Below are 25346 nucleotides of genomic sequence, written 5' to 3' on the forward strand. Positions count from 1 at the left end.
GCGCCGGCCGTGCGGCGTCGTTCCCCGGGACGAGATACCCCAAAGAGTGGGTGAGCCCGCGCCTCGGGCGCCAGCCCAGAATCGCGCGGTTCGCATCCGCGACCTGGGGGGAGGGCCATGAAAGTCCTGCTGGTCGACGACCATCCTCTGATCCTCTCGGCCCTGCAGGCGGTCATCCGCGGGCTCGGCGACGACGTCGACGTGCACGGCGCGGCCACCGCCGAGGCCGCTCGCGAGGCCTTGCGCCAGGACGCCGACCGCGACCTCGTGCTGCTCGACCTGGCGCTGGGCGAGGACGACGGCTTCGAGGTGCTGGCCGAGTTCCGCGCCGCCTACCCCGAGCTGCCGGTGGTCGTGATCTCGGCCTCCGACCGTGCCAGCGACGTCATCCGCGCGATCGACCTCGGCGCGATGGGCTTCGTGCCCAAGCGTTCGTCGAACAAGGCGCTGTGCGAGGCGCTGCGCATGGTGATGTCCGGCGGCCTGTACGTGCCGCCCAACATGCTCGGGCTGGAGCCCCGGCCGGCGTCCGACGCGCCCGAGACCGTGCCCGGCGCGCTGCGCCTGGTGCCCGACGCGCCGCTGGGCGAGCGGGCGCGGCCCGAGCCGCACCAGGAGCCGCCGTCGCTGGCGCGCATCGGGCTGACGCCGCGCCAGGGCGAGGTGCTGGGCCTGCTGCTGAAGGGCCTGCCGAACAAGCTGATCGCGCGCGAGCTCGACCTGTCGGTCGAGACCGTCAAGGACCACGTCGCCGCGGTGCTGCGCGCGCTGGGCGTCAGCACGCGCACGCAGGCGGTTCTGGCGGTCAGCCAGATGATGCAGCGGCAGAACGGCTGGGTGCCGAAGGCGCCGCCGCGGCCATGACGGCCGTGGCCGCCGCCGTTCTCGTGCCGGCGCGGGTGGCGCCCGACGGCCGCGGCTCGCCCGCCGACCAGCTGCGCGCGCTGTACCACCTGGCGCCGGCGATGCTCGTCGGCTACGCCGTCGGCCTCGGCCTGGTGCTGATGACCTTCGGCGCGCTGTGCGACCGCCGCCTGCTGCTGGCCTGGGCCGGCGCGTTCTCGATCGTCTGGTCGCTGCGCCTGCTGCACTGCCTGCGCTGGCGCCGCCCCGATGCCGCCGACGACGAGCGGCTGATGTCCTGGCTGCGCAGCTGGAGCCTGCTGGTGCTCGCCCACGGCGCGCTCTGGGGGCTGGCCGCCTGGCTGTTCTGGGGCCTGGGCACGGACTATCACGCGACGGTGCTGCTGCTGGTGCTCTACAGCTTCTGCGTCGCCTCGGTGCAGATGCTCGCCACGCAGCCGCGCCTGTTCCTCGGCTACAACGCGCTGCTGCTCGGTGCCACGGTGCTGCGTGTGGCCACCGACACCGGGCGCGACAACCATCTGCAGCTGGCGGCGGTGATCGCGAGCCTGTTCGCCGTCACCTGGGTCATGGCGCGGGCCCACGGCGCCGCGCTGACCCAGGCGATCCGGCTGAAGAACCGCACCGCCGAGCTGGCCGCGCAGCTGCGTTTCGAGAAGGCCGAGGCCGAGGCGGCGCGGCGCGCGGCCGAGGCCGCCTCGCTGGCCAAGACACGCTTCTTCGCCGCCGCCAGCCACGACCTGCGCCAGCCGCTGCAGGCGATGTCGCTGTTCGTCGAGGCGCTGCGCCGGCGCCCGCAGGCGCCCGAGGCCGCGGCCCTGGTGCACGGCATCGACGCCTCGCTGGAGTCGCTGGACACGCTGTTCGGCGAGCTGCTGGACATCACGCGCATCGACGCCGGCGGCGTCGAGCCGCGGCCCGAGCGGCTGGAGATCCGGGCGCTGTACACGCGGCTGCGCCTGCATCTGGAGCCGCTGGCCGCGGAGAAAGGCCTCGCGCTGCGTTTTCGCGGCGAGCGCCACCTCGCCCACGCCGACCCGCTGCTCGTCGAGCGCGTGCTGCGCAACCTGCTCGGCAACGCGATCCGCTACACCGACGTCGGCGGCGTCCTGGTCGGCTGCCGCCGGCGCGGCGGCCGGCTGCTGCTGCAGGTCTGGGACACCGGCATCGGCATCGACGCGCAGAGCCTGCCACGCGTCTTCGAAGAGTTCTTCCAGGTGCGCGGCATGCGTGCCGCCCCGGTGCCCGACGGCCCCGGCCTGGGGCTGGGCCTGGCGATCGTGCGCCGGCTGTGCTCGCTGATGGGCAGCGAGGTCCGCGTGCGCTCGCGGCCGGGCCGCGGCTCGGTGTTCTCGTTCACGCTGCCGGCGGGCGCTCAGACCGGCTGGTAGGCCAGACGCACGTAGATCGGCGCGAAGGCCTCGGCCTGCGTCACCTCGACGAGGTGCTCGCGCGACAGCTCCAGCATCGCGATGAAGGTCACGACCAGCACCGGCGTGCCGCGCGTGACGTCGAACAGCTCCTGGAACTCGACGAAGCGCTTGCCCTGCAGCCGGCGCAGCACGATGGTCATGAACTCGCGCACCGACAGCTGCTCGCGCGAGATCGTGTGGTGCTGGTGCAGCCGCGCGCGCTTCAGGATGTCGGCCCAGGCGGCGCGCAGGTCGTCGGGCTCGACGTCGGGGAAACGCGGCGCCAGCGCCTGCTCGACGTAGACCTGGGCGCGCAGGAAGTCGCGGCCCATCACCGGCAGCGCGTCCAGGCGCGCGGCGGCGAGCTTGATCTGCTCGTACTCGATGAGCCGGCGCACGAGCTCGGCGCGTGGATCCTCGGGTTCGCTGCCGTCGGCGTTCTTCTTCGGCGGCAGCAGCATGCGCGACTTGATCTCGATGAGCATCGCCGCCATCAGCAGGTACTCGCTGGCGAGCTCGAGATTGCGCCGCCGCAGCTGCTCGACGTAGTCCAGGTACTGGCGCGTGACGTCGGCCAGCGGGATGTCGAGGATGTTGAAGTTCTGCTTGCGGATCAGGTAGAGCAGCAGGTCCAGCGGGCCTTCGAAGGCCTCGAGGAAGACCTCCAGCGCATCCGGCGGGATGTAGAGGTCCTGCGGCAGCCGGAACAGCGGCTCGCCGTACAGGCGGGCGACGGCCACCTGATCCACGACGTCCTGCGCGGCCGGTTCGGCTGCCGCTTCCGCGGTCGGCAGCGCCTCGGGCAGGGCGGGCGTGTCCAAGGGCGCTTCAGCGTCCCTTGGACTGGTAGACGTAGGGCTGCTGCGGCACGCGCGCCTGGCGCCAGGCCTGCTGCGCCTCGCGGTCGATCGCCTTGTCCCACAGCAGCGCACGGCCGGCGCGCTGTTCGTCCTCCAGCGTCGGGCGCTGCTCCTTCAGCTTGGCGATGAAGTCGGTGACGTCGGAGGTGTAGGGCTTGCGGAAGAACGGCGGCATGGTCGGTGCGGAAGCGACAATTCGGTCGATCCATGAGTTTACCGGCCGGGCCGCTTCCGCGCCCGCCACGCCCGAGGACAGGCATGAGGGAGATCGAGCTGAAGTTCCAGATTCCGGCCGCCGCGCGCGACCGGGTGCAGCGTGCCGTCGCGACGAAGACCGCGCGTGTGCTGCCGCTGGCCGCCGCCTACGCCGACACCGCCGACGAGCGCCTGGCGCGTGCCGGCTTCGCGTTGCGCCTGCGGCGCGAGGGCACACGCTGGGTGCAGACCCTCAAGGGCCGCGGCGACGGCCTGATGGACCGCCTGGAGCACGAGATCGAGCTGCCCGACACCGACGCCGCGCCGGTGCTGGACCCGGCGCGCCACGCCGGCACGCCGGCCGGCGACGCGCTGGCGCGGCTGCTGGCCGACGGTGCGCCGCTGGTCGAGCGCTACCGCACCGAGATCGTGCGCGTGGCGCGCCGCGTGCGCAGCGGTGCCGCCGTGGTCGAGATCGCGCTCGACGAAGGCCGCATCGTCGCCGGCGAGCGCAGCGCCGCGGTCTGCGAGATCGAGTTCGAGCTGCTGTCGGGCCCGCCGTCCGGGCTGCTGGCGCTGGCCGCGCAGTGGGTGGCGCGCCACGGCCTGTGGCTGGACGTGCGCACCAAGGCCGAACGCGGCACGCGCCTGGCGCGCGGCCTGGAGCGGGTGCCGGCGCTGCATGCCGAGCCGATGCGGCTGCCGCCGCGCCCGACGACGACCCAGGCCTTCGGCGCGATGCTGCAGTCGGCGCTGCAGCAGGTGCTGCCCAACGCCGCCGAGCTGGCCTCGGGCAGCGGCGACGCCGAGACGCTGCACCAGTTGCGGGTCGGCCTGCGCCGGCTGCGCAGCGCGCTGCGTGTGTTTGCGCCCTGGGCGCCCGACGAGGCCGCCGCGCGGGCGCTGGAGCAGGCGCTGGCCGAACCCTTCGCGGCGCTGGGCGCGGCGCGCGATGCCGACGTCGCCGCCGCCGGCCTGCTGGCCGAGCTGGCCGCGGCCGGCGCGCCGCCGCTGGCCTGGCCGCGTGCGGCCGATGCCGCCGCCCCGGCCGAGCTGCTGGCCGGCGCCGGCTTCACGACGCTGATGCTGCGCACGATGGCGCTGGCGCTGGTTGCGCTGCAGACGCCCGGCGCCGCGCTCGAGCCGGCTGCTGCCGCGCTGCTGGCGCCGGCCTGGCGCCGGGCGCGCGCCGACGCCCGCCGCTTCGCGCGGCTGGACGCGGCGCAGCGCCACCGGCTGCGCAAGCGCCTGAAGCGCCTGCGCTACGCGATCGAGTTCCTGCAGCCGGTGCTGCGTCCGCGGCGCACGCGTGCCGCGCTCAAGGCCCTGCGCCGGGCGCTGGAGGCGCTGGGCGAGGCCAACGACCGCAGCGTCGCCCGCCAGACGCTGGCCGCGCGCGCCGCGGCCGATCCCGCCGACCCGGCGCTGGCCTTCGCGCTCGGCTGGCTGGCCGGCCGCGACGAGGCGCTGCTCGCACGCGCGGCCGCGGCGCTCGCGCCGCTGGACGAGGTCCGGCGCTTCTGGCGATGAGCCCCGAACTCGAGCGCCGCCAGGCCGAGCGCCGGCGCCGCGACTGGCGGCGCAACCGGCGCCTGACTGGCTGGCTGCTGCTGGCCTGGTTCGTCGTGACCTTCGTCGTCGCGTTCTTCGCGCGCGAGCTCGACTTCGGCTTCTTCGGCGCGCCGTTCGGCTTCTGGGTCGCGGCGCAGGGCGCGCCGATCGTCTACCTCGTCATCGTCTGGGTCTACGCCATCGTCATGGACCGCCGCGACGACCAGCGCGGCGACCCGGGCGACGACTGATCAGCCGGCTTCCGAGACCTCCGGCGCCGGCGCCAGCGCCGCTGCGTAGGCCTCGGCCAGCGTCGCGGTGATGTTGGCCGCGCCGATCTCGGCCTCGAAGCCGGCGCGCCGGATCAGCGAGCGCGGCTGCTCGTTGACGGCGGCCAGCACCAGGCGCACGCCGCGGCGCTCCAGCTCGCGGTGCAGCTGCGACAGCGCGTCCAGCCCCGAGGTGTCCATCGAGATCAGCCGGTGCATCTCCAGCACCAGCGCCCGCGTGCCCGGCGGCTGCGCCGTCAGCGTCTCGATCTTGCCGACGGCGCCGAAGAACAGCGAGCCGAAGACCTCGACGACACGCACACCCTCCGGCGCGCCGGCGTCGGCCACCGGCTCGGCTCGGAACAGCGTGCTCATGCGGTAGATGAAGAACACGCAGGCCAGGATCAGCCCGACCTCGACGGCCACCGTCAGGTCGAAGATCACCGTCAGCGCGAAGGTGCCGACGAGGATCGTGCGGTACTGGACGCTGAACTGGCGCAGGCGCACGAACTCGCGCCACTCGCCCATGTTCCATGCGACGAAGGCCAGGATGCCGGCCAGCGCCGCCAGCGGCACGTGCAGCGCCAGCGGCGCGGCCAGCAGCACCACGGCCAGCACCGTCAGCGCGTGCACGATGCCGGCCACCGGCGTCTGCCCGCCGGCGCGCACGTTGGTCACGGTGCGCGCGATCGTGCCGGTGGCCGGGATGCCGCCGAACAGCGGCGTGACGAAGTTCGCCACGCCCTGCGCCATCAGCTCCTGGTTGGGGTCGTGGCGCGGGATCGGCGCCATGTTGTCGGCCACGCGGGCGCACAGCAGCGACTCGATCGAGCCGAGCAGCGCGATCGTCACCGTCGGGATCAGCAGTTGCTTGACGGTGGTCCAGCTGAACTCGGGCAGCTCGAAGCCGGGCAGCGACTGCGGGATGCCGCCGAAGCGGCTGCCGATGGTCTCCACCGGCAGGTCCAGCAGCACCGTGGCGACAGTGGCCGCGACCAGCGCGACGATCGTGCCCGGCAGGTGCGCCGACAGCCGCCGCAGCCGCGCCAGCAGCCCGCTCGGCGCGGTCGGCATCTTGTAGGACTTGGGCCAGAGCACGACGATCGCCAGGCTCGCCGCGGCCAGCGCCAGCGCCGCCGGGTTCAGCGTGTGGGCGTGGCGCGCCAGCACCGCGATCTGCGAGAAGAAGTCCGACGGCAGCTTGGGCGTGTCCAGGCCGAGGAAGTCCTTCACCTGCGACAGCCCGATCAGCACCGCGATGCCGTTGGTGAAGCCGATGACGATCGGCACCGGCACGTAGCGCACCAGCGCGCCGAGCTTGAACAGCCCCATCACGAACATCAGCACGCCGGCCAGCGAGGTGGCGATCAGCAGGTTGGCCAGGCCGTAGCGCTCGACGATGCCGTAGACGATGACGATGAAGGCGCCGGCCGGGCCGCCGATCTGCACGTGCGAGCCGCCGAGCGCGGCGATCAGGAAGCCGGCGATGATCGCCGTGAACAGGCCTTGTTCGGGCTTGACGCCCGAGGCGATCGCGAAGGCCATCGCCAGCGGCAGCGCGACGATGCCGACGGTGATGCCGGCGCCGAGGTCGGCGGAGAAGCGGCGGCGGTCGTAGCCCGTCAGGGCGTCGAGCAGGCGCGGGCGGAAGCGGTGCAGGCGGGAAGGGGACATGCGGACTCCGGGAAGCGTGGGACGGGAAGGGCTCCCGGTCCCGGAGGGCCGCCATGGTGCATGCGCGCGATGAAGCGGCGGCGGCGCGACGGCAGCGCGACCGGCGAATCGGCGGGCGTGGCGTCGGCAGGCTGCATGACCGACATCATGCCACCGCCCCTGCGCCATCCCGGGCATCATGCTTGCCGGTTGAGCGTGGTTGAGGTGCAATTTCCGCACTTCGCGCCGACGCGAGAACGTCGGGCACCTCGACCCGGCGCCGCGAAGAGGGGGTGAGCGTGGCCTGTCGAGTGATGCTGGTCGACGACAGCGAGGCCGATCTGCTGTTCACGCGGATCGTGCTCGAGCGTGCCGGGCAAGGGTTCGACGTCCTCTCCTTCGAGGAGGCGCGTGCGGCGCTGGACTATCTGCGTTCGGACGCGCCGCGGGTCGAGCTGATCCTGCTGGACATCAACATGCCCGGCATGAACGGCTTCGAGTTCCTCGACGCCTACGAGGCGCTGCCGGCGGTGCAGCGCAACGGCTCGGCGATCGTGATGCTCAGCTCGTCGGCCGACCCGTCCGACCGCGAGCGCGCCGCGGCCTACCGCTGTGTCGCGGGCTACGTCACCAAGCCGCTGGACCCGGCCGCCGCGGCGCGCCTGCGCCGGCAGGTGTCGGCTTGAACACGATGCCCGGCGGCGGCAGGCTGCTGGCCGTGTTCGCGCTGCTGGCCGGGTGGCTGTCCGCCGCGGCGGCCGCCGGGCCGGTCACCACGCCGGCGCAGCAGGACTGGCTGAAGGCGCAGGGCACGCTGCGCGCCGCACCCGAGCATGACTACGGCCCCTTCGTCTATGTCGACGACGACGGCCAGGTGGCCGGCCTGTCGGTGGACCTGCTGGCGCTGGTGCAGCGCCGCACCGGTCTCGAACTGCGCTGGCTGCCGGCCCGGCCGCTGGGCGAGCAGCTCGAGCGCGTGAAGCGGCGCGAGGCCGACCTGCTGACCTCGCTGCGCCCGAGCCCCGAACGCGCCGCCTTCCTGCTGTTCACCCGGCCTTACGTCAAGGTGCCGGCGATCCTGGTCGTGCGCGACGACCGGCCGGACAGCACGCTGGCGGCGCTCGAAGGGCGGCCGGTGGCCGTCGGCGCCGGCTACGGCGTCGAGCCGGTGGTCAGGGCGGCCTACCCGCGGGTGCGCTGGCTGCCGGTCAGCGACGACCTGCAGGCGCTGCGCGCGGTGGCCGAGCGGCGCGCCGATGCCGCCGTCGTCGACGCCGCGAGCGCGGCCTTCGTGATGCGCCGCCACGCGCTGGGCGGGCTGGCCAGCGCCGGCGAGGTGGGCTTCGAGTACGAGCTGAGCTTCGCGGTGCGCGCCGACTGGCCCGAGCTGCGCACGATCCTAGACGCCGGCATCGCCGCCGTGCCCGAGGCCGAGCGTGCCGCCGTGCTGCGGCGCTGGCTGGGGCCGCTGCAGCCCGGACAGATGGCCGGGCGAGCGCCGGTGGCCACGCGCCTGGGCATGCTGCTGGTGCTGTTCGCGGTGCTGGCCGGCCTGCTGGTCTACGCCCGCCGGGTGCGCGTGAAGCCGGTGCCGCCGCGGCCGCGTGGCGGGCGCCGCATCCCGTGAACGATCCCGGCGCGCACCGCTGGCGTCTGGCGGCCTGGCTGGTGCTGGCCTATGCGGTCGCGGCGCTGATCTCGATGCTGATCGCGCGCCAGCCGGGCTCGATCGCCTCGATCTGGTTCGCCAACGCGATCGGCGTCGCGGCGCTGGCCAACCGGCCGCGGGCCGACTGGCCGCTGCTGCTGGCCGCCGCCGGCATCGCCAACCTCGGCGCCAACCTGCTGCAGGGCGACACGCTGCTGCTGGCGGCGAGCTTCGTGCCGCCCAACCTGCTGGAGATCGTGCTCGGCGCCTGGGGGCTGCAGCGTGCGCGCCTGCCCGAGCGCGGCCTGCGCTCGGCCCCGGCGCTGGCGACGCTGCTGGTCGTCGGCGGGCTGCTGCCACAGGCCGTCAGCGCCACGCTGGGCACGGCACTGCTCGCGCCGCAGGGGCTGGACGCGATCGAAGGCGTCTGGCTGCGCTGGTACGAGGGCGGGGTCATCGGCGCGATGTCGGTGCTGCCGCTGGCCTTCCTGGTCTGCCGCGACGGCGCGGCCTCGGTGGCCGTCGGCCGGGACGACGCCTGGCTCGTCGTGCTGCTGCCGCTGGCCGTCGGCGTCTCGCTGCTGGCGCTGGCGCAGCTGCCGTTCCCGTTCATCTACCTGACGCTGCCGCTGCTGCTGGGCGTGTTCGTGCTGTCCTATCCGGCGCTGCTGGCGCTGACGCTGGCGGTGTCGCTGACGGTCGCGCTGGCGCTGGGCACCGGCGTCTTCGTGCCGCCGCCGAGGCTGGCGGCCTGGCAGACGATCTACGTCTACCTCGCCTACGCCGCGGCGCTGGTGCCGCCGCAGCTGCTGGCCGCGGCCCAGGCCGACCTGCGCGACGCCCAGCAGCGGCTGGAGGCGCGCTCGCAGCAGCTGCGCCGTGCCAACGACGGGCTGGAGCAGTTCGTGCGGATCGCCTCGCACGACCTGCGCGAGCCGCTGAACACCGTCGTGCAGTTCGGCAGCCTGATCGAGCAGGACGAGGCCCAGCACCTGAGCGAGCCCGGCCGGCGCTACCTGGGGCTGATGCTGCAGTCGACGCGGCGCATGCGCACCCTGCTCGACGACGTGCTGCAGTACGTGCGCATGCAGCGCGGCGAGCCGCCGCCGACGCAGGCCGTCGCGCTCGGCCCGCTGCTCGACGAGGTGCTGCTGGCGCTGGCGGCGAGCATCCGCGAACGCGGTGCCGACGTGCACGTCGCGCCGCTGCCGGCGGTGCGCGGCAACCCGGCGCTGCTGTCGCTGCTGTTCCAGAACCTGCTGTCCAACGCGCTGAAGTTCGTGCCGCCCGAACGCACGCCGCAGGTGCGCGTCAGCGCCGGGCTGGAGGGCGGCCTGGCCTGGATCAGCGTCGCCGACAACGGCATCGGCATTGCCGCGGCCGACCAGGACAAGCTGTTCCAGCCCTTTCGCCGCCTGAACCTGCGCCGCCACTACGACGGCACCGGCCTGGGCCTGGCGCTGGCGCGCCAGATCGCCGAGGCCCACGGCGGCACGATCGAGCTCGAGTCCGAGCCCGACCGCGGCGCCTGCTTCAGCGTGCGCCTGCCGCTGGCCTGATCAGCGGATGCGCATGCCCGGCTGGGCGCCGGGCCAGGGTTCGAGCACGAAGACACCCGGCTGGGCCTTCTCGTCGGCGTGGCTGGCGGCCAGCACCATGCCTTCGCTGACGCCGAACTTCATCTTGCGCGGCGCCAGGTTGGCGACGACCACCGTCAGCTTGCCGGCCAGCTGCTCGGGCTTGTAGGCCGCGGCGATGCCGCTGAAGACGTTGCGCGTGCGGCCTTCGCCGACGTCCAGCGTCAGGCGCAGCAGCTTGCTGCTGCCCTCCACCGCCTCGGCGGCGACGATGCGGGCGACACGCAGGTCGACCTTGACGAAGTCGTCGATGGTGATCTCGGCGGCCAGCGGCTCGCCGCCCGGCACCGGCGCGGCCGGGGCCGGCGGCGGCTCGAACAGCGCCTCGAGCTTCTTCGGGTCGACCCGCTGCAGCAGATGGCTGAAGGCGCCGATCGTGTGGCCGCCCAGCGCGCGCGCGGCGTCGCCCCAGGCCAGCGGCGCGATGCCGAGGAAGGCCTCGACACGCGCGGCGGTGGCCGGCAGCACCGGCTTCAGGTACAGCGTCAGCAGGCGGAAGGCCTCGATGCAGACCGTGCAGACGTCGTGCAGCCGTGCCTCGGCGCCTTCCTGCTTGGCCAGCTCCCAGGGCTTGTTCTGGTCGACGTACTCGTTGACGCGGTCGGCCAGCAGCATCACCTCGCGCAGCGCCTTGCCGTATTCGCGCGTCTCGTAGTGCTCGCGCACGACCTCGGCGTGGGCGCGCAGGCCGTCGAGCAGTGCGCGGCCCTCGACGCCGACGTCGGCCGACAGGCGGCCGCCGAAACGCTTGGCCAGGAAGCCGGCGGCGCGGCTGGCGATGTTGACGTACTTGCCGACCAGGTCGGCGTTGACGCGGGCGACGAAGTCCTCGGGGTTGAAGTCCAGGTCCTCGACACGCGCGTTGAGCTTGGCGGCGATGTAGTAGCGCAGCCACTCGGCGTCCAGGCCCAGCTCCAGGTAGCGCAGCGGGCTGATGCCGGTGCCGCGGCTCTTGCTCATCTTCTCGCCGCTGACCGTCAGGTGGCCGTGCACGTAGACGCGGTCGGGCGTCTTGCGGCCGCTGAACTTCAGCATCGCCGGCCAGAACAGCGTGTGGAAGGTGACGATGTCCTTGCCGATGAAGTGCACCTGCTCCAGGTCGGGCTGGGCGAGGTAGGCGTCGAAGGCGGCGCCGGCGTCGCCCGGCACGTTCTTCACGAACCAGTTCTTCAGCGAGGCCAGATAGCCCACCGGGGCATCCAGCCAGACGTAGAAGTACTTGCCCGGCGCGCCGGGGATCTCGATGCCGAAGTAGGGCGCGTCGCGGCTGATGTCCCAGTCGCCCAGGCTCACCTGGCCGGCCTCGTCGCGCGTGAACCACTCGCGCACCTTGTTCGCGACCTCGGGCTGCAGGCGGCCGTCCTGGGTCCAGCTCTCCAGGTACTCGACGCAGCGCGGGTCCGACAGCTTGAAGAAGAAGTGCTCGCTGGTGCGCAGCACCGGCGTCGCGCCGGACAGCGCCGAGTACGGGTTCTTCAGGTCGGTCGGCGCGTAGACGGCGCCGCAGACCTCGCAGTTGTCGCCGTACTGGTCCTTCGCGCCGCACTTCGGGCATTCGCCCTTGATGAAGCGGTCGGGCAGGAACATGCCCTTTTCGGGGTCGAAGAACTGCTCGATCGTGCGGACCTCGATCAGGTCGTTGGCCTTCAGCGCGAGGTAGATCGACTGCGCGAGTTCGTGGTTCTCAGGGCCGTCGGTCGAGTGCCAGTTGTCGAACTGGATGTGAAAGCCGTCGAGGTACTGCTTGCGGCCGGCGGCGATGTCGGCGACGAACTGCTGCGGCGTCTTCCCGGCCTTCTCGGCGGCGATCATGATCGGCGCGCCGTGGGCGTCGTCGGCGCAGACGAAACGCACCTCGGCGCCGCGCATGCGCTGCAGCCGCACCCAGATGTCGGCCTGGATGTACTCCATCACGTGGCCGATGTGGAACGGGCCGTTGGCGTAGGGCAGCGCGGTGGTGACGAAGAGCTTGCGGGTCATCGGGAGCGGGCGTGCCGGCGAGCGCACGCGTGGGCGGGCAAAGGCGGGAATTCTACGGACCGGCGCCTGCCGCCGGCCCGCCGCTTGCCCGCGCCGGCCGCGCGGGTGCGCCGCGGGCGCTAGACTGCCGCGCCTTTGTCCCCCAGCCCTCCCGCCTGCCCTCCGCCATGGCCACCGTCACCGAAGCCGCGCTGCTCGAAGCGCTGAAGACCGTCGTCGACCCGAACACCGGCCGCGACCTGGTCTCGACGAAACAGATCCGCAACCTGCGCATCGCCGGTGGCGAGGTCGCCTTCGACGCCGAGCTCGGCTACCCGGCGAAGAGCCAGGTCGCGGCGCTCGCGGCGGCGCTGGAGGCGGCGGCGTGCAGCGTGCCGGGCGTCGAACGCGCCCAGGCGGCGGTGTCGACGAAGATCGTCGCCCACGCCGTGCAGCGCGGCGTGCCGCTGCTGCCGGGCGTGAAGAACGTCATCGCGGTGGCCTCGGGCAAGGGCGGCGTCGGCAAGAGCACGACGAGCGTCAACCTGGCGCTGGCGCTGGCCGCCGAAGGCGCCTCGGTCGGCATCCTCGACGCCGACATCTACGGCCCCAGCCAGCCGACGATGCTGGGTGTGGCCGACGGCCAGCCGGCCAGCGTCGACGGCAAGACCATGGACCCGCTGGTCGGCCACGGCATCCAGGTGATGTCGATCGGCTTCCTCGTCGACCCCGACCAGGCGATGATCTGGCGCGGCCCGATGGCCACCCAGGCGCTGGAGCAGCTGCTGCGCCAGACCAACTGGAAGGACCTGGACTACCTCGTCGTCGACATGCCCCCGGGCACCGGCGACATCGCGCTGACGCTGGCGCAGCGCGTGCCGGTCACCGGCGCGGTGATCGTCACGACGCCGCAGGACATCGCGCTGCTCGACGCCAAGAAGGGCCTGACGATGTTCGAGAAGGTCGGCGTGCCGATCCTGGGCATCGTCGAGAACATGGCCGTCTACTGCTGCCCGAACTGCGGCCACACCGAGCACATCTTCGGTGCCGAAGGCGGCAAGCGCATGGCGGCGCAGTACGGCGTCGACTACCTCGGCGCGCTGCCGCTGGCGATGGCGATCCGCGAGCAGGCCGACGGCGGCCGCCCGACGGTCGTCGCCGAGCCCGATGGCGAACTGGCCGGCCTGTACAAGCAGATGGCCCGCCACGTCGCGGTGCGTGTGGCGCAGAAGGCCAAGGACTTCTCGGCCAAGTTCCCGACGATCACGGTGTCCCAGAGCACCTGATCCGTCCCGGCCCGCCCCGGCCGGTTTCCCAGGGGCGCGTCGTCCACCGCCCGGCCTGTCGAAGGCCGGGCCGTCCCGCGCGGCCCGAGGCGCGCGCCTTGCTTCCTCCGTTCCCCGATGTCGACCGACTCCCTGAACGCCGGCCGCGGCTGGCTGGACAAGCAGCGCACCGTCGCGCCCCCGGGCTTCAACCGCTGGCTGGTGCCGCCGGCGGCGCTGGCCATCCACCTGTGCATCGGCATGGCCTACGGCTTCTCGGTCTTCTGGCTGCCGCTGTCCAAGGCGATCGGCATCACGAAGCCGCTGGCCTGCGGGCCCGAGGTCGGCTTCTGGCAGGAGCTGTTCGTCAGCCACTGCGACTGGAAGATCAGCACGCTGGGCTGGATGTACACGCTGTTCTTCGTGCTGCTGGGCAGCTCGGCGGCGCTGTGGGGCGGCTGGCTGGAACGTGTCGGCCCGCGCAAGGCCGGTGTCGTCAGCGCGCTGTGCTGGTGCGGCGGCATGCTGCTGTCGGCGGCCGGCGTGCACTGGCACCAGTTCTGGCTGATGCTGCTCGGCTCGGGCGTCATCGGCGGCATCGGCCTGGGGCTGGGCTACATCTCGCCGGTCAGCACGCTGATCAAGTGGTTCCCCGACCGCCGCGGCATGGCCACCGGCATGGCGATCATGGGCTTCGGCGGCGGCGCGATGATCGGCTCGCCGCTGGCCGCCGAGCTGATGAAGGCCTTCGCGACGCCCACCGACGTCGGCGTCGCCGCGACCTTCGTCGTCATGGCCACGATCTACTTCGTCTTCATGATGGGCGGCGCGCTGGCCTACCGCATCCCGGCGGCCGACTGGGCGCCGGCCGGCTGGCAGCCGCCGCCGAAGGCCGAGCCGGGCACGGCGGCGATGGTCACGCACGGCCACGTGCATGCCCGCCGCGTCTGGCGCATCCCGCAGTTCTGGCTGGTGTGGATGGTGCTGTGCATGAACGTCTCGGCCGGCATCGGCGTCATCGGCATGGCCAGCCCGATGCTGCAGGAGGTGTTCGGCGGCCGGCTGGTCGGCGTCGACGCACGCTTCGGCGATCTGGACACGGCGCAGCTGGCGGCGATCGCCGGCGTCGCCGCCGGCTTCACCGCGCTGCTGTCGCTGTTCAACATCGGCGGGCGCTTCTTCTGGGCGAGCCTCTCGGACCGCATCGGCCGCAAGGCGACCTACGTCGTGTTCTTCGTGCTCGGCGCGGTGCTCTACCTCAGCGTGCCGTACAGCGCCGGCGCCGGCAGCCTGCTGCTCTTCGTCGCCGCGTTCTGCGTCATCCTCAGCATGTACGGCGGCGGCTTCGCCACCGTGCCGGCCTACCTCGCCGACCTGTTCGGCACGCAGATGGTCGGCGCCATCCACGGCCGGCTGCTGACCGCCTGGGCGACCGCCGGCATCCTCGGGCCGGTGGTCGTCAACTACATGCGCGACTGGCAGCTGGCGCAGGGCCTGCCGCGCGAGCAGGTCTACAACCAGACGATGGTCATCCTGGCCGGCATGCTGCTCGTCGGCCTGGTCTGCAACCTGCTGGTGCGGCCGGTGAACCCGAAACACTTCATGTCCGAGGCCGAACTGGCTGCCGAACGCCGCCAGGCCCATGACCGTGCCCAGGCCGCCGAGACCGGCGCCGGCACGATGAGCTTCCACCGCAGCTCCACGCTGCTGGTCGCGCTGGTCTGGGCGGCCGTGGGTCTGCCGCTGGCCTGGGGCGTGTACCGTACGGCGCTGAGCGTCGCGCGTTTCTTCCACTGAGCGCGGGCGCCGTTCGATGAACCTGCTGGACGCCTACCGCTACCTCGTCGCGCTGGAGCAGCACCGCCACTTCGGCCGTGCCGCGGCGGCCTGCCACATCACGCAGCCGGCGCTGTCGAACGCGCTGCGCACGCTGGAACAGCACTTCGAGGTCGCGATCGTGCGCCGCGGCCGGCAGTACGAAGGCCTGACGCCCGAGGGCGAACGGGTGCTCGCCACCGCGCACCGGCTGCTGCACGAGCAGGAGCTGCTGCAGCAGGACCTGCGCGCCGGCGCCGGCCGGGCGCAGGGGCGGCTGGTGATCGGCGCCGTGCCGACGGCGCTGCCGGTGGCCGCGCGGCTGGCCGCACGCCTGGTCGAGCGCCATCCGGGCGTGCAGCCGCAGATCCGCTCGCTGGCCTCGCAGGAGATCGAGCTCGGCCTGGAGACGCTGGCCATCGACCTCGGCCTGGGTTATGTCGAACGTGCGCCGTCGCGGCTGGAGACGGTGCCGCAGTACGTCGAGCGTTATTACCTGCTGCAGCGCGCCGCGGTGCCCGGCGACGCGCTGAGCTTCGGCCCGGCGTTGCCCTGGGCCGAGGCGGCGGCACAGCCGCTGGCGCTGCTGTCGCCGGAGATGCACAACCGCGCCATCCTCGACGGCGTGTTCCGCGAGCTGGGCTGCACGCCGCAGCCGGCGATCGAGACCAACTCGGTGCTCGCGCTGCTCGTCGCGGTGCAGGCCGGCGGTGTCGCTGCGGTGCTGCCCGGCGCGCTGGTCAGCACGCTGACGGCGCACCGCGAGCTCGAGGCGCGGCCGCTGGTCGCGCCCGAGGTGCTGACGCCGATCGGGCTGATGCTGGCCGTCGGCGCACGCCGCTCGCGCGCGCTGGACGCGGCGCTGGAGCTGGCGCGTGACCTCGTCTGGCTGGAGCACGTGCGCGGCCACAGCGGCACGCTGGAAGCCGCTGCGCGGCTGCGCCGGGTCGTGGGCTGAACGCCGCCGGCGTGCGTCGCCGGGCTCAGGACATTCCCTAGGCCGTGTTCGGCACGCGGTCGGCGCGTGTCGCGCTTCTCCCTCGTGAGCCGAGGCCCGCGCCCGCCGGCGATTCGACCTGCGAATCGCGCGGTTCGTGTTTCCCATTGGACGACGCGGCAGCTTGCGCCAGATCATGGTGCATGACCCAGGACATTGTTGCCTCCACGATCGCGCGCCACCAGGGTCGGGAAGGCCCGCTGCTGCCGATCCTGCACGAGCTCCAGCACACGCTCGGCTACATCCCGCGTGAAGCGCTGCCGCGGATCGCCCAGGCGCTGAACCTCTCGCGCGCCGAGGTCCACGGCGTCGTCAGCTACTACCACCACTTCCGCACCGAGAAGCCGACGGCGCCGGTGCTGCAGGTCTGCCGCGCCGAGTCCTGCCAGGCGATGGGCGCCGACCGGCTCTGGGAGCACGCCCAGGCGCACGGCGGCTGCCAGGTCGAGGCGGTCTACTGCCTCGGGCTGTGCGCGTCGTCGCCGGCGGCGATGCTGGGCGAGGAGCCGCTGGGCCGGCTGACGCCCGAGAAGCTCGACGAGGTGCTGGGTTGAAGCGCCGCCTCTACATCCCCGAAGACAGCGGCGCGCTGGCCGTCGGTGCCGACGCCGTCGCGCGCGCCGCCGAAGCCGCCGGCTCCGAGGTCTGGCGCACCAGCTCGCGCGGGCTGTTCTGGCTGGAGCCGCTGGTCGAGGTCGACAGCGCCGAAGGCCGCATCGGCTACGGCCCCTGCACGCCGGCCGACGTCGCGGCCATCGTCGCCGGCACGCCCGACCATCCGAAGGCGCTGGGCCGGATGGACGCGCTGCCCTATCTGCAGCGCCAGCAGCGCCTGACCTTCGCACGCGCCGGGCTGACGCGGCCGCTGTCGATCGCCGACTACGAGGCCCACGGCGGCGGCGCCGGCTTGCGTGCCGCGCGTGCGATGGCGCCCGAGGCGATCATCCAGGCCATCGTCGACAGCGGCCTGCGCGGCCGCGGCGGCGCGGCGTTCCCGGCCGGCATCAAGTGGCGCACCGTCGCCCAGGCGGCGGGCGAGCTGAAGTACGTGGTCTGCAACGGCGACGAAGGCGACTCGGGCACCTACGCCGACCGCATGCTGCTCGAAGGCGACCCCTTCCTGCTGATCGAAGGCATGGCGATCGCGGCACGCGCCGTCGGCGCCTCGCGCGGCTACGTCTACGTGCGCTCGGAGTACCCGCGTTCGGTCGAGATCTTCGGCCGCGCGATCGAGGTCGCACGCGCTGCCGGCTGGCTGGACGGCTTCGACATGGAAGTGCGCATGGGCGCCGGCAGCTACGTCTGCGGCGAAGAGACGGCGATGCTGGAGAGCCTCGAAGGCCGGCGCGGCGTCGTGCGCGCCAAGCCGCCGCTGCCGGCGATCGCCGGGCTCTTCGGCCGACCGACGGTCATCAACAACCTGCTGACGCTGGCCGCGGTGCCGACCATCCTCGCCGAAGGCCCGGCCTGCTACCGCGACTTCGGCGTCGGCCGCTCGACCGGCACGATGCCCTTCCAGCTCGCCGGCAACCTGCGTTTCCCCGGCCTCGTCGAACGCGCCTTCGGCGTCACGCTGCGCGAGCTGCTGTTCGACTTCGGCGGCGGCACCGCCAGCGGCCGGCCGGTCAAGGCGGTGCAGGTCGGCGGCCCGCTGGGCAGCTACGTGCCCGAGGAACACTGGGACGTGCCGCTGGACTACGAGGCTTATGCCGTCGTCGGTGCGGTGCTGGGCCACGGCGGCCTCGTCGTGCACGACGACACGGCCGACATGGCGCGCCTGGCGCGCTACGCGATGGCCTTCTGCGCCCAGGAGAGCTGCGGCAAGTGCACGCCCTGCCGCATCGGCTCGACGCGCGGCGTCGAGGTCATCGACAAGCTGCTCGCCGGCGACGACCGCCAGGAATCGCTGCTGCGCGACCTGTGCGACACGATGAAACACGCCAGCCTGTGCGCGATGGGCAGCATGACGCCGCTGCCCGTGCTGTCGGCCCTGAACCACTACCCGGAGGATTTCCGGCGATGAACACGATCGAGACACCCGACCGCGGCACCCCGGCGCGCGACAGCGCCACCACCGTCACGCTGACGATCGACGGCCGCGCCGTCAGCGTGCCCGCGGGCACGTCGGTGATGCGCGCCGCGTCGGAGGCCGGCATCGAGATCCCGCGCCTGTGCGCCACCGAAGGGCTTGAAGCCTTCGGCTCGTGCCGGCTGTGCATCTGCGAGATCGACGGCCGCCGCGGCTACCCGTCCTCGTGCACGACGCCGGCCGAGGCCGGCATGAACGTGCGCACCCAGACGCCGAAGCTCGCCGAGCTGCGCCGCGGCGTCATGGAGCTCTACATCAGCGACCACCCGCTGGACTGCCTGACCTGCGCCGCCAACGGCGACTGCGAGCTGCAGACCCAGGCCGGCGTCGTCGGCCTGCGCCAGGTGCGCTACGGCTGGGACGGCGCCAACCACCTGAAGGCGGCCCAGGACGAGTCCAACCCGTACTTCGCCTACGACCCGAGCAAGTGCATCGTCTGCAACCGCTGCGTGCGCGCCTGCGAGGAGGTGCAGGGCAGCTTCGCGCTGACGATCTCCGGCCGCGGGTTCGCCTCGCGCGTGGCCGCCGGCATGGACGAGCCTTTCCTCGAAAGCGAATGCGTCAGCTGCGGTGCCTGCGTGCAGGCCTGCCCGACCGCGACGCTGCAGGAAAAGAGCGTCATCGAGATGGGCCTGCCCGAGCACGCGGTGGTGACGACCTGCGCCTACTGCGGCGTCGGCTGCGGCTTCAAGGCCGAGATGCAGGGCAACCGCGTCGTGCGCATGACGCCGTGGAAGGACGGCCGCGCCAACGAGGGCCACGCCTGCGTCAAGGGCCGCTTCGCCTGGGGCTACGCGACGCACAAGGACCGCGTCACCAAGCCGATGATCCGCGCGAAGATCACCGACCCCTGGCGCGAGGTCGGCTGGGACGAGGCCATCGCCTACGCCGCCGGTGAGTTCCGCCGCCTGCAGACCGAACACGGCCGCGGCGCGGTCGGCGGCATCACCTCGTCGCGCTGCACCAACGAGGAGGCCTACCTCGTGCAGAAGCTGGTGCGCGCGGCCTTCGGCAACAACAACGTCGACACCTGCGCGCGCGTGTGCCACTCGCCCACCGGCTACGGCCTGGGCCAGACCTTCGGCACCTCGGCCGGCACCCAGACCTTCAAGTCGGTCGCGCATTCGGACGTCGTGCTCGTCATCGGCGCCAACCCCAGCGACGCGCACCCGGTCTTCGCCTCGCGGCTCAAGCGCCGGCTGCGCCAGGGCGCCAAGCTGATCGTCGTCGACCCGCGGCGCATCGACCTCGTCGCCTCGCCGCACGTCAAGGCCGAACACCACCTGCAGCTGAAACCCGGCACCAACGTCGCGGTGCTCGACGCGCTGGCCCACGTCATCGTCACCGAGGGCCTGGTCGACGAGGCCTTCGTCGCCGAGCGCTGCGATGCGCGCAGCTTCGGCCAGTGGCGCGACTTCGTCGCCCGGCCGGAGAACTCGCCCGAGGCGCTGGAAGCCGTCAGCGGCGTGCCGGCAGCCGCTGTGCGCAGCGCCGCGCGGCTGTACGCGACGCGCGGGCTCAACGCCGCGATCTATTACGGCCTCGGCGTCACCGAACACGCGCAAGGCTCGACCGCGGTGATGGCGATCGCCAACCTGGCGATGGCCACCGGCAACGTCGGCCGCGAAGGGGTCGGCGTCAACCCGCTGCGCGGCCAGAACAACGTGCAGGGCTCCTGCGACATGGGCAGCTTCCCGCACGAGCTGCCGGGCTACCGCCACATCAGCGACAGCACGGTGCGCGCCGAGTTTGACGCCGCCTGGGGCGTGACGCTGGACCCGGAGCCGGGGCTGCGCATCCCGAACATGTTCGACGCCGCGCTCGGCGGCAGCTTCAAGGGCCTGTACGTGCAGGGCGAGGACATCGTGCAGTCCGACCCCAACACCCAGCACGTCGGCGCCGCGCTCGAGGCGCTGGAATGCCTGGTGGTGCAGGACATCTTCCTCAACGAGACCGCCAAGTACGCCCACGTCTTCCTGCCGGGTTCGAGCTTCCTCGAGAAGGACGGCACCTTCACCAACGCCGAACGCCGCATCAGCCGCGTGCGCCGCGTGATGCCGCCGCTGGCGGGCCTGGCCGACTGGGAGGTGACGGTGCGCCTGGCCAAGGCGCTGGGCTACCCGATGGACTACGCCCACCCCGAGGCGGTGATGCAGGAGATCGCGGCGCTGACGCCGAGTTTTGCCGGCGTCAGCTACGAGAAGATCGAGCGCCTGGGCAGCGTGCAGTGGCCGTGCAACGAACGCACCGAAGAAGGCGGCACCTCGGTGATGCACGTCGGCGGCTTCGTGCGCGGCAAGGGGCGTTTCGTCATCACCGCCTACCAGCCGAGCGACGAGCGCGCCAACCGGCGCTTCCCGCTGCTCCTGACCACCGGGCGCGTGCTCAGCCAGTACAACGTCGGCGCGCAGACGCGGCGCACCGCCAACACCGCCTGGCACGGCGAGGACCGGCTGGAACTGCACCCCAGCGACGCCGAGCTTCGGGGTGTCGTCGACGGCGACTGGGTCGGCATCACCAGCCGCGCCGGCGAGACCGTGCTGCGCGCACGCGTCACCGAGCGGGTCGCGCCGGGCGTGGTCTACACGACCTTCCACTTCCCCGAGTCGGGCGCCAACGTCATCACGACCGACAGCTCCGACTGGGCGACCAACTGCCCCGAGTACAAGGTGACGGCCGTCGAGGTGACCAAGGTGACGCAGCCCAGCGAGTGGCAGCGCCGCTACCGCAGCTTCAACGAAGCCCAGCTGCGCGCCCACGCCGAGCGCGAGACCGCCGCCGCGGCGGCCAAATGAGGGCAGGGGAGACGACGATGAACAGCGAACAGATCGTCCAGATGGCCAACCGCATCGCTGCGTTCTTCGCGGCGATGCCCGAGCACGCCGAGGCGGTGGACGGCGTCGCCGGCCACATCCGCAAGTTCTGGGAGCCGCGCCTGCGCGAGCAGCTCGGCGCGCTGATCGCCGGCGGCGACACGGCGGCGCTGCACCCGCTGGTGCTGGAAGCCTGGGAGCAGGTCGCGGTGCGCGCCTGAGCGCGTCAGCGCCGCATCGCGCGGAACTGGGCCCAGGCGACCAGCGCGATCAGCGGCAGCGACAGCTCGATCGTCTCTTCCAGCGAGCCGATCAGCAGCCCCGTTTCGGGGGCGAACACGATGCCCCAGTCCTCGGCCAGCAGGTTCTCCATGCGGTCGATGACCTTGGTGATGAACATCGTCACGGCAAAGATCACGACGCTGCTGGCCACCGGGTCGCGCCGGCGCCAGTGGTGCAGCAGCGGCCCGGCCTGGCGCAGCAGCAGCGTCAGCACCGCGGCCGCCACCAAGGCCACCGCGATGAACGCGAGCAGACGTTGCTGCCACGGTGCGTCACCCAGGTAGTAGCTGACCTTCAGCACGCTCTTGCCGGTGAGCGCCTTGTGCCAGTCCATCTCGCGCGCCCCGAAGGCCGCGAACAGCACCCCGAGCGCGACGCGGGTCGCGGGCTCGATGCGCCGCGTCAGCAGGAAGATCAAGCTGCAGACGAAATACAGCGCTGCATTCGTGCCTTCGATCGGCCCGTTCTCGGCGATCAGCCAGCGCAGCGTCTCGGGGCTCAGCAGCAGCCAGAACAGGGTCGCCGCGACGGCAGTGACGGCCGGCCACCAGACGGCCGACCAGCGGCCGCCGCGGGGCGATTCCTCAAACATTGTTTCGTGACCTGACGGTGAAACCCCTCATTTTAGGGGCGGCCCGGTCAGGCCTGCCGGCTGTCAGCCGGCCGCCAGCCGGAAGCGTCCGGCGACGTCGACGAGCTTGGCGGCCTGCTGGCGCAGGCTGTCGGTGGCGGCGGCGTTCTCCTCGACCAGCGCCGAGTTTTCCTGCGTCGCGCGGTCGAGGTCGGCGACGGCGTCGTTGACCTGACCGATGCCCTGGGTCTGCTCGGCGCTGGCGGCGCTGATCTGGGCCATCAGCCGGGCGACGTTCTGGACCTCGGCGACGACCTCGTGCATCGCCGCGCCGGCATCGCCGACCAGACGCACACCCGAATCGACGGTCTCGACGCTGGCGCCGATCAGGCTCTTGATCTCGCGTGCCGCGGTGGTGCAGCGCTGGGCCAGGCTGCGCACCTCGCTGGCGACGACCGCGAAGCCGCGGCCCTGCGCGCCGGCGCGTGCCGCCTCGACTGCGGCGTTGAGCGCCAGGATGTTGGTCTGGAAGGCGATGCCGTCGATGACGCCGATGATCTCGGCGATGCGGCGTGAGCTGGTGCTCACGTCTTCCATCGTGCGCACGGCGCGTTCGATGGCCTCGCCACCGCGGCCGGCGGTGCTGCCGGCGGTGGCCGCGGCCTCGTTCGCCTGGCGCGCGGTGGCGGCGTTCTGGGCCACGGTGCCGGCCAACTGCTCCATCGACGCGGCGGTCTGCTGCAGGCTGCTGGCCTGCGATTCGGTGCGCCGGCTGAGGTCGGCGGTGCCGCCGGCGATCTGGGTGGAGCCGGCGGCGATGCTCTCGCAGCCTTCGCGCACGTGGCCCACCAGCCCGGCGAGGTTGTCGTTCATGCGCTGCAGCGCGGCCAGCAGCTGGCCGGCCTCGTCGTGGCGCGTGACGGCGATGCGTCCGCTCAGGTCGCCGGCGGCCACCGTTTCGGCGAAGGCCACCGCCTCGTGCAGCGGCCGCACGATCGAGCGCCCGACAAGCAGCGCGACAGCGCCGCCGAGCAGCGCCCCCAGCGCCGCCAGCCCGAGCATCACCCAGCCGTCGCGTGCGGTCTGGCTGCGCACCGCCTGGGCGGCGGCGATCATCTGGTCGCGTTCGTGGGCGACGAGTGCATCCAGGGCTTCGTAGTAGCGCGCCTGCAGCGCCGCCAGTTCACCGTGCATCAGCGCCCGCGCTTCGCCGGATCGGCCGGCGCTGTCGAGCTCGCCGACCTGGTTGAGCGTGCGGATGTAAGGCTCGCGCGCGGTTTTCAGCGCCGTCAGCAGCGTGCGGCCGTCACCCGCCACCGTGGCGTCCAGTGCCGCCAGCGTCTTGGCGTTCTGCTGGGCCATGCCGGCCAGCCGCTCGAGCTCGGTGCGTGCGGCGGCGGGGTCGCTCTGCAGCATCGCGTCGCGCAGGGCCTGGGCGCCGCGCAGCGCGTTGTTCTTCAGCACGCTCACGTGGTCAACGGTGACCATGCGCGCGTCGACGATGCCGCTCAGCGCCTCGTTGGCGCGTTCCAGCTCGTGGCGCGCGAACAGCGCCATCGCGACGGCCAGCACCCCCACCAGCACGAAGCCCGCCGCGAGCCGGGTCCCGATCGACCAGTTCCGGATCCAGTTCATTTCTTGTTCTTCCCTTCGCCTGTCAGCAGGCGTCTGTCCGCCTATCGGTTGCTGGGTATCCGAAATGAGCAAAACAATGAAATCAACCCTGAGGCGGATCAAAGACACGAGGGTTTACCCTCGGTCGTGTGTTCCCGTTCGCTTCTTGGTCGGCCCCGGGCTCGACACCGGCGGGGGCTCTGCTGCGCCTGCCGCCGGCGCCTCGGGGCTCGTGATCGCGTACGCTCGCGGCGATGAACACCCCGCTGCAACTGCTGCTGAGCCGCCATTCGCTGGGCGCCAAGCACCTCGTGGAGCCCGGCCCCGACGACGCCGCGCTCGACCGGATGACCCAGGCCGCGCTGCACGCGCCGGACCACGGCGAGCTCGTGCCCTACCGCTTCGCCGTCGTGCGCGGGGCGGCGCGCGAGCGCCTCGGCGAGGCCTTCGCCGCCGCGGCGCGGCGCGCCGGCAAGGACGAGGCCGGTGTCGCGATGGATGCCGAACGTGCGGCACGCCCGCCGGTCACCGTCGTCGTGCTGGCGCGTCTGGATCTCGGCCACCCGCAGGTGCCGGCGCACGAGCAGTGGATCGCCGTCGGCGGCGCGATCACCAACTTCCTGAACGCGGCGCATGCGCTGGGCTTTGGCGGCAAGATGCTGTCGGGCGCCAAGGTGCGCGACGCCGGGCTGCAGGCCGCGTTCTGCGGCCCCGGCGAGACGCTGGTCGGCTGGATCGCGCTGGGCACGCCGGCGCGTGCGCCGTCCACGCGCGCGGCCAAGGCCGAGCCGCGCCAGGTCTGGGGGACATGGCCGTGAGTGCGCCGGTCGACCTGCGCTCCGACACCGTCACCCGCCCGACCGCGGCGATGCGTGCCGCGATGGCCGCCGCGGAGGTCGGCGACGACCAGTACGGCGAGGACCCGACGACCAACACGCTGCAGCGCCGCTGCGCCGAACTGCTGGGCCAGGAAGCGGCGATCTGGCTGCCCTCGGGCACGATGGCCAACCAGGTTGCGCTGCGCGTGCTGACGCGGCCCGGCGACGAGGTCGTCGCGGCGCGCGAATGCCACGCCGCCTGGCACGAGGCCGGCGGTTCGGCGGCCAATGCCGGCGTGCAGATCGTCGAGGTCGGTTCGGGCGGCGTCTTCGACGTCGACGACCTGGACGCGGCGATCAAGCCCAGCGGCCTGCCGGTGTTCCCGCCGACGACGCTGCTGCAGATCGAGAACACGCACAACCGCGCCGGCGGCGTCGTCGTGCCGCAGGCCGTCGTCGAGCGGGTCTGCGCGCGTGCCCGCGAGCGCGGCCTGAAGACCTACCTCGACGGAGCCCGGCTGTGGAACGCCGCCGTCGCCAGCGGCCGGCCCGAGGCCGAGCTGGCGGCGCCGTTCGACCTCGTCGGCGTCTCGTTCTCGAAGGGTCTGGGCGCGCCGGGCGGCTCGCTGCTGGCCGGGCCGCGGGCGCTGATCGCCGCTGCCGACCGTCACCGCCGCATGCTCGGCGGCGCGATGCGCCAGAACGGCATCTTCGCCGCCGCCGCGCTGCACGCGCTGGATCGGCACCGCGAGCGCCTGGCCGAGGACCACCACCACGCGCGGCGGCTGGGCGAGGCGCTGGCCGGCTGCCCGGGTGTCGACCTGGACCTGGCGACGGTGCAGACGAACATCGTCGTCTTCCGCCTGGCGCCGGGCATGCCCGATGCGGCGACGCTGGTCGCGCAGGCGCGCGAGCGGGGCGTGCTGATCGTCGCCTTCGGCCCGCGCACGCTGCGGGCGGTGACGCACCTGGACGTCACGGCCGCCCAGGTCGAACGGGCGGCGGCGGTGCTGCGGGAGCTGCTCGGCGGCTGA

General features: G+C 72.7%; 22 protein-coding genes. 16 read left to right on the forward strand and 6 right to left on the reverse strand.

Going from position 1 to position 25346, the window contains the following annotated elements; all coding sequences use genetic code 11:
- Window positions 1–117: 117 nt before the first annotated feature.
- Together G5B56_RS17810 and G5B56_RS17815 are read left to right on the forward strand one after the other, a co-directional pair.
- On the forward strand, window positions 118–864 hold the full coding sequence (locus G5B56_RS17810) for a response regulator transcription factor (protein ID WP_164964095.1): 747 nt from the start codon (window positions 118–120) through the stop codon (window positions 862–864).
- A complete protein-coding gene (locus G5B56_RS17815) occupies window positions 861–2255 on the forward strand; it encodes a HAMP domain-containing sensor histidine kinase (protein WP_164964096.1) in 1395 nt (464 codons plus the stop codon). The genes G5B56_RS17810 and G5B56_RS17815 overlap by 4 nt, the downstream gene beginning before the upstream one ends.
- Here the strand turns inward: G5B56_RS17815 and G5B56_RS17820 are convergent.
- Both G5B56_RS17820 and G5B56_RS17825 read right to left on the reverse strand, forming a co-directional pair.
- Entirely contained in the window at window positions 2240–3097 is an 858-nt protein-coding gene (locus G5B56_RS17820) for a ScpA family protein (RefSeq protein WP_164964097.1), read from the reverse strand. The genes G5B56_RS17815 and G5B56_RS17820 overlap by 16 nt on opposite strands.
- Window positions 3098–3104: 7 nt before the next feature.
- The gene (locus tag G5B56_RS17825) at window positions 3105–3311 is read right to left on the reverse strand and encodes a DUF3460 family protein (protein ID WP_009857490.1); all 207 of its coding nucleotides are present in this window, start codon (window positions 3309–3311) and stop codon (window positions 3105–3107) included.
- An 83-nt stretch (window positions 3312–3394) separates the two neighbouring features.
- Here G5B56_RS17825 and G5B56_RS17830 point away from each other — a divergent pair, with 83 nt between their 5' ends.
- The gene (locus tag G5B56_RS17830) at window positions 3395–4861 is read left to right on the forward strand and encodes a CYTH and CHAD domain-containing protein (RefSeq protein WP_164964098.1); all 1467 of its coding nucleotides are present in this window, start codon (window positions 3395–3397) and stop codon (window positions 4859–4861) included.
- Window positions 4858–5133: a sodium/substrate symporter small subunit gene (locus G5B56_RS17835; protein ID WP_009858690.1), complete on the forward strand. Its 276-nt coding sequence runs from the start codon at window positions 4858–4860 to the stop codon at window positions 5131–5133. Before G5B56_RS17830 ends, G5B56_RS17835 begins: the two co-directional genes overlap by 4 nt.
- Here the strand turns inward: G5B56_RS17835 and G5B56_RS17840 are convergent, their stop codons facing one another.
- Window positions 5134–6825, reverse strand: a complete 1692-nt coding sequence (locus tag G5B56_RS17840; protein ID WP_009858691.1) for a SulP family inorganic anion transporter — start codon at window positions 6823–6825, stop codon at window positions 5134–5136.
- A 278-nt stretch (window positions 6826–7103) separates the two neighbouring features.
- Between G5B56_RS17840 and G5B56_RS17845 the strand changes: the two genes are divergently transcribed.
- Genes G5B56_RS17845 through G5B56_RS17855 form a run of 3 tightly spaced genes read left to right on the forward strand, consistent with a single transcriptional unit; the run spans window position 7104 to window position 10011 of the window.
- Window positions 7104–7490, forward strand: coding sequence for a response regulator (locus G5B56_RS17845; RefSeq protein WP_240920838.1), 387 nt, complete (start codon window positions 7104–7106; stop codon window positions 7488–7490).
- Window positions 7491–7495: 5 nt separating this feature from the next.
- A complete protein-coding gene (locus G5B56_RS17850; RefSeq protein WP_230246581.1) occupies window positions 7496–8431 on the forward strand; it encodes a transporter substrate-binding domain-containing protein in 936 nt (311 codons plus the stop codon).
- A complete protein-coding gene (locus tag G5B56_RS17855; RefSeq protein WP_164964100.1) occupies window positions 8428–10011 on the forward strand; it encodes an ATP-binding protein in 1584 nt (527 codons plus the stop codon). Before G5B56_RS17850 ends, G5B56_RS17855 begins: the two co-directional genes overlap by 4 nt.
- Here G5B56_RS17855 and metG read toward each other — a convergent pair whose 3' ends face one another.
- On the reverse strand, window positions 10012–12069 hold the full coding sequence (metG, locus tag G5B56_RS17860; RefSeq protein ID WP_164964101.1) for a methionine--tRNA ligase: 2058 nt from the start codon (window positions 12067–12069) through the stop codon (window positions 10012–10014).
- A 167-nt stretch (window positions 12070–12236) separates the two neighbouring features.
- On the opposite strand from metG, the gene apbC reads away from it, so the two are divergent.
- The 7 genes from apbC to G5B56_RS17895 all read left to right on the forward strand — a co-directional run bounded on the left by apbC (window position 12237) and on the right by G5B56_RS17895 (window position 21248).
- Window positions 12237–13334: an iron-sulfur cluster carrier protein ApbC gene (gene apbC, locus G5B56_RS17865; protein ID WP_164964102.1), complete on the forward strand. Its 1098-nt coding sequence runs from the start codon at window positions 12237–12239 to the stop codon at window positions 13332–13334.
- A gap of 117 nt (window positions 13335–13451) precedes the next feature.
- Complete coding sequence (locus G5B56_RS17870) at window positions 13452–15110, forward strand: OFA family MFS transporter (RefSeq protein WP_164964103.1); 1659 nt, start codon at window positions 13452–13454, stop codon at window positions 15108–15110.
- Window positions 15111–15126: 16 nt separating this feature from the next.
- On the forward strand, window positions 15127–16086 hold the full coding sequence (locus G5B56_RS17875) for a LysR family transcriptional regulator (RefSeq protein WP_164964104.1): 960 nt from the start codon (window positions 15127–15129) through the stop codon (window positions 16084–16086).
- A gap of 182 nt (window positions 16087–16268) precedes the next feature.
- Entirely contained in the window at window positions 16269–16679 is a 411-nt protein-coding gene (locus G5B56_RS17880; protein WP_164964105.1) for an NAD(P)H-dependent oxidoreductase subunit E, read from the forward strand.
- The gene (locus tag G5B56_RS17885) at window positions 16676–18148 is read left to right on the forward strand and encodes an NADH-ubiquinone oxidoreductase-F iron-sulfur binding region domain-containing protein (RefSeq protein ID WP_164964106.1); all 1473 of its coding nucleotides are present in this window, start codon (window positions 16676–16678) and stop codon (window positions 18146–18148) included. Before G5B56_RS17880 ends, G5B56_RS17885 begins: the two co-directional genes overlap by 4 nt.
- A complete protein-coding gene (gene fdhF, locus G5B56_RS17890) occupies window positions 18145–21009 on the forward strand; it encodes a formate dehydrogenase subunit alpha (protein WP_164964107.1) in 2865 nt (954 codons plus the stop codon). Before G5B56_RS17885 ends, fdhF begins: the two co-directional genes overlap by 4 nt.
- 17 nt (window positions 21010–21026) lie before the next feature.
- A complete protein-coding gene (locus G5B56_RS17895; protein ID WP_164964108.1) occupies window positions 21027–21248 on the forward strand; it encodes a formate dehydrogenase subunit delta in 222 nt (73 codons plus the stop codon).
- A 5-nt stretch (window positions 21249–21253) separates the two neighbouring features.
- On the opposite strand, the gene G5B56_RS17900 is transcribed toward G5B56_RS17895, so the two are convergent.
- Together G5B56_RS17900 and G5B56_RS17905 are read right to left on the reverse strand one after the other, a co-directional pair.
- The gene (locus tag G5B56_RS17900; RefSeq protein ID WP_164964109.1) at window positions 21254–21901 is read right to left on the reverse strand and encodes a hypothetical protein; all 648 of its coding nucleotides are present in this window, start codon (window positions 21899–21901) and stop codon (window positions 21254–21256) included.
- A gap of 63 nt (window positions 21902–21964) precedes the next feature.
- The gene (locus G5B56_RS17905; RefSeq protein ID WP_009858704.1) at window positions 21965–23515 is read right to left on the reverse strand and encodes a methyl-accepting chemotaxis protein; all 1551 of its coding nucleotides are present in this window, start codon (window positions 23513–23515) and stop codon (window positions 21965–21967) included.
- A gap of 233 nt (window positions 23516–23748) precedes the next feature.
- Here G5B56_RS17905 and G5B56_RS17910 point away from each other — a divergent pair, with 233 nt between their 5' ends.
- Together G5B56_RS17910 and G5B56_RS17915 are read left to right on the forward strand one after the other, a co-directional pair.
- Window positions 23749–24312 (forward strand): nitroreductase, encoded by a 564-nt coding sequence (locus G5B56_RS17910; RefSeq protein ID WP_009858705.1) that lies wholly within the window; start codon window positions 23749–23751, stop codon window positions 24310–24312.
- Window positions 24303–25346 carry a low specificity L-threonine aldolase gene (locus G5B56_RS17915; RefSeq protein WP_009858706.1) on the forward strand — a complete coding sequence of 348 codons (1044 nt, stop codon included), beginning with the start codon at window positions 24303–24305 and terminating at the stop codon, window positions 25344–25346. The genes G5B56_RS17910 and G5B56_RS17915 overlap by 10 nt, the downstream gene beginning before the upstream one ends.

Origin of the sequence: Rubrivivax sp. JA1026 (genome assembly GCF_011065555.1) — a bacterium.
GTDB lineage: Bacteria > Pseudomonadota > Gammaproteobacteria > Burkholderiales > Burkholderiaceae_C > Rubrivivax > Rubrivivax benzoatilyticus.